The following is a 4,003-nucleotide window of genomic DNA, read 5'->3' as shown; positions in this document are numbered from 1 at the left end:
TTCAACGCCCTGGCCGCGCTGACTCGCGATGCCAGGCGTGGAACCGACATATGGACCCCCTCCGATCTTCCCTTCGCGTGGGGGGGGGGGGGGGGGGGGGGGGGGCGGGGGGGGGGGGGGCCGCGACGACACCCGGGTCGCCATGCCCGGTCCGAAGCACCTGCTCGACCTCGTCCGGGAACCGTTATGGCTGGTCGGCTGGCTGTTTAACGTCTCGGGATTCGTGGTGCAGGCACTGGCGCTGCACGCCGGTTCACTCGCCGAGGTGCAACCGCTCATGGTCACCCAGATGCTGTTCGCGCTGCCGCTCGGACTCGTCGGCACACGGCTGCGGATGGCTCGGGCGGCGTGGTGGGCGTCCGCGTCGATCTGCGCGGGCCTGGCGCTGCTGCTCTCGGTGCAGAACCGACTGCCCGCGCACGCGCCGCTGAAGCAGGGGCCACTGGTGCTGGCGACGGGCGCGCTCGTCCTGGCGGCGGCGACGCTGATCGGCCTGTCCCTCGGTCGCCGGCCGGCCGCCCGGGCGGCGATGTTCGGCACGGCGGCCGGACTGTTCTTCGCGCTGAGCGCGCTGCTGCTCAAACAGACAACCGACCTGACCCTCACAAACGGGATCTACGCAACAGTCACCCACTGGTACGCCTATGCCCTGTGCGGGGTCACACTGACGAGCCTGTGCCTGGGTCAGATGGCCTACGCCGTCGGTCCGCTGGCCGCGGTGGTTACCGCCATGGCCATTACGAACCCGGTCACCGCCTATGCGCTCGGCGTTCTGGTGTTCGGCGTGCCGGTGCCCTCGCAACCCCGGGTCATCACGGGCGTCGCGGTCGCCGGAGTGCTCGTCACCGGCGGCGTGGTCCTGCTGTCCCGCCCCAGCGCGCTGCCCCGCCCCCGGCGACCCTCCCCCTGACACACCAGCACGGTCGCGACCATCGGCACGACGGCGGCGATCAGCGCCGCGCGGCCACCAGGACGGGCACGATCACCGGGGCGGGCGGGACGACCGGCCTCAGCGACCGCCGCCGAACAGCCCGCCCAGGCCCCCGCCACCGAGACCGCCGAGGCCACCGAGACCCCCGCCGGGGCCGCCCTGCTGGCCGCCGCCGTGGCCGCCGAGCTGGTTCCCACCGAAGCCCTGGCCGCCGAAGCCGAAATGCCCGGCCGCGCCGGCGCCGGCCAGCGCGTTGTACGGCGGGAGCAGCTCACAGGGCTGCACGATGACGTAGCCGTCGCCGCTGAACTGCATCTGCCAGCTTTCCCCGGTGTTGCCCCGCGGCTTCCACACCGACGACGACGTCACCGCGGCCTGCATGGAGACCTGCAGGCTCGACGACCAGCCGACGACGGCGTCCGCGTCGGCGAAGTAGTAGTTCTGATGGGTCACCCGCATGACCAGCGGCGCGCCCGACGTGCAGACCGCGACGCGCCCGCTGCCGCGCAGTTCGACCTGGTAGGAGCCGACACCGGCGATGCCGACCTGGGTGTCGACGCGGACCAGGTCCCAGCTCAGGTCGGAGTTGAACGCCAGCACGTTCTTGCCGTCGACGGTGAGCCCGTCGCCGCCGACCAGGTCCAGGATGTGGATGTCCTGCGCCTGGTTGGCGAGGAAGACCGCGCCCGACCCGGAGACCTGCATGAGGTTGAGGCCCTCGCCGCCGCTGAAGAAGCTGCGGAACTGGCTGCCCCAGCCCTCCCAGTGCCCGTCGAAGTTGACCCCGCCCTGGTAGGCGACCATCGCGCCCTTGCGGGCGTAGAACTCGCGCATGCCGCGCCCGAGCGTCGCCCGCAACATCTTGCCGTTCTGCAGGGAGAACGGCTCCTCCGACGGCTGTTCGGGGTTGTCGAGCAGGCTGCTGCGGATCCCGCCCGGGCCACCGGGACCACCCGGGCCGGCACCAGGAGGACCGCCCGGATGACCGCCTGGCCCGGGACCACCCGGGGGCGGATAACCACCGCCAGGCGGGTAGCCGCCAGGACCGGGCGGCGGGTAGCCACCGGCGGGCGGCGGATAGCCACCGGCGGGCGGCGGATAGCCCTGGCCGGGCGGCGGATAGCCACCCTGGCCCGGCGGGTACCCCTGCCCCGGAGGCGGATAGCCACCCTGGCCCGGCGGATAGCCCTGCCCCGGCGGCGGATAGCCGCCCTGGCCGGAGGGCGGGTAGCCGGGACCGCCGGGGTAGCCGCCGCCCGGCGCGCCAGGATGACCGCCGTATCCGCCGCCCTGCGTCATGTCCACGTCCTTTCCGCCTCCCGCCAGCCGGCCGCGTGCCGGTCGGCGGTTCCGATCCGTGCCGTCAGCCCCGCAGCGACATGTTCGGGCGTTCGTCCTCGCTCGGCTGGACCACGACGAAGCCCTGCCCGGAGAACCCGAGCTGGAACGCCTCACCGGAGCCGCGGCCGATCAGCCCGCCGAGGCGCGCGGTGCGCCGCGGCTCGACCCGCAGCCCGTCGGTGTACGCGACCAGGGCGTCGGTGTCGACGAAGGTCGGCGCCTCGCGGGTGTCGAGCACGATGGGGTTGCCCTTGGCGGTCAGCGCCACCCAGCCGTGGCCGCGCAGGACCACGTTGAACATCCCCATCCCGGACAGCATGCTCACGCCGCGCACCCGCTCGATGTTCCACTGGAGCTGGGCGTCGAAGGCGAGGATGTTCTTGCCGTTGACGGACAGGCCCTCGCCGGCGAGCTGAGCGACGATGACCTCCTTGCCGTAGTCGGCGAGGTAGAGCAGGCCCTGTCCGGTCGCGGTCATCAGCGGCACGCCCTCGCCGGTCGCCCACGAGGACACGATCCGGCCGAGCTGCGGCGGCTGCGGGTTGAAGTCGATCAGCCCCTCATAGGCGATCATGGAGCCGGTACGGGCGAACAGGTCCTGCCCGGGGTTCATGACGACCTTGACGATCTTGGAGCCGTGCTTGCTCATCCGTTCCATGACGGGCGTCGGCCCGTAATGATCGATCAGGCTGCCCTGCACGGCCCGCTCCTTCCCGCCGGCGGCATCAGCGCCAGGCCCGCGTGCGCGTTCGTCTCCACCCTCACACCTCGAACGGCTGGACGACAACGAAATGACCGGCGAACCCCATGAACTGCAGGGCGAGCGCCTCACCGCTGCTGCCGGCGTAGATCTGCCGGGAGATCCGCACCTGGGTGGACACGCTGACCCGCATGCCCGTGGTCCAGGCGACCAGCGCGTTCATGTCCGCGAACGTCGGGCCCTGCACGGGCAGGGTCATCGGCGACCCCTTGGTCATGACGACCACCGAGCCCGGCCCGGACACCTCGAAGTGGAACAGGCCGCCGCCGGGGATGCCAGGGCTCTCGATACGTTTCACCTCGGTGCGCACCGTGTCGTCCATCGCCAGCAGGTTCTTCGCGTTGATGCACAGCGACGAGCTGCCGAGTTCGACGATGTGCAGGTCCGCGGCATCGTGGGCGAGGAACACCTCGCCGGCGCCCTTGCAGGTCATGAGCTTCACGCTCTGCCCGGTCAGCTTGCCCTCGATGAGGCCGCGCAGCCCGGAGCTCTTGTAGTCGAACTCGATGTTGCCCTGGTAGGCGACCATCGAGCCGCGCAGCGCCAGCGCGTCCGGGCCGAGCGTCACCTTCACCAGCTTGCCGTTCTGCTGGGTCCAGCGCCCGGCCGTCGGCACCTCCCGGTACGGGGCGAGGCTGCTCATCGCCCCCGGCTGGGTCGGCTGGACCTGCGAGGGCAGCGGCTCCGCACCGCCGGGCACGCCACCCACGGGAGCGCCGTAGCCGGGGGCGCCGCCCTGCGGCGCGCCCGCGTAGGCCGGCTGGACCGGGGGCGCCCCCGGCGCGGGCTGGCCGCCGTACTGCGGAGTGGGCGCCGGCTGTCCGCCGTACTGCGGGGACGGAGCCGGCTGTCCCCCGTACTGCGGGGCGGGCGGGGCGGGCTTGCGCTGGTCGTGGACGGGCCGCGGCGGGGGGCCCCCCGCGGGGGGGGGGGCGCCGCGGGGGGGGGGGGCCCCCCCCCCCCCCCCCGCG

Annotated in this window: 4 protein-coding genes; 1 reads left to right on the top strand and 3 read right to left on the bottom strand. The window is 72.9% G+C overall.

What is annotated here, in order from left to right; translation table 11 throughout:
• The first annotated feature begins 37 nt into the window (after positions 1-37).
• Positions 38-910 carry a DMT family transporter gene (locus tag MXD60_RS25905; RefSeq protein WP_248822277.1) on the top strand — a complete coding sequence of 291 codons (873 nt, stop codon included), beginning with the start codon at positions 38-40 and terminating at the stop codon, positions 908-910.
• 99 nt (positions 911-1,009) lie between these two features.
• Here MXD60_RS25905 and MXD60_RS25900 read toward each other — a convergent pair whose 3' ends face one another.
• The 3 genes from MXD60_RS25900 to MXD60_RS25890 form a co-directional block, all read right to left on the bottom strand.
• Positions 1,010-2,230, bottom strand: a complete 1,221-nt coding sequence (locus MXD60_RS25900) for an AIM24 family protein (RefSeq protein ID WP_248822275.1) — start codon at positions 2,228-2,230, stop codon at positions 1,010-1,012.
• Between the two features lie 64 nt (positions 2,231-2,294).
• Positions 2,295-2,972 (bottom strand): AIM24 family protein, encoded by a 678-nt coding sequence (locus tag MXD60_RS25895; protein WP_248822273.1) that lies wholly within the window; start codon positions 2,970-2,972, stop codon positions 2,295-2,297.
• 61 nt (positions 2,973-3,033) lie between these two features.
• Positions 3,034-4,003: AIM24 family protein (locus MXD60_RS25890; protein ID WP_248822271.1), on the bottom strand; the 970-nt coding region annotated here is incomplete at its 5' end.

The sequence above is a fragment of the Frankia sp. AgB32 genome, from assembly GCF_023243045.1.
Lineage (GTDB): Bacteria > Actinomycetota > Actinomycetes > Frankiales > Frankiaceae > Frankia.
This window is presented reverse-complemented; position numbering and strand designations above follow the sequence as displayed.

Bases quoted from the DNA above. Each gene is read 5' to 3' on its own strand.
- MXD60_RS25900 (WP_248822275.1), bottom strand. From the start codon at position 2,230: ATGACGCAGGGCGGCGGATACGGCGGTCATCCTGGCGCGCCGGGCGGC.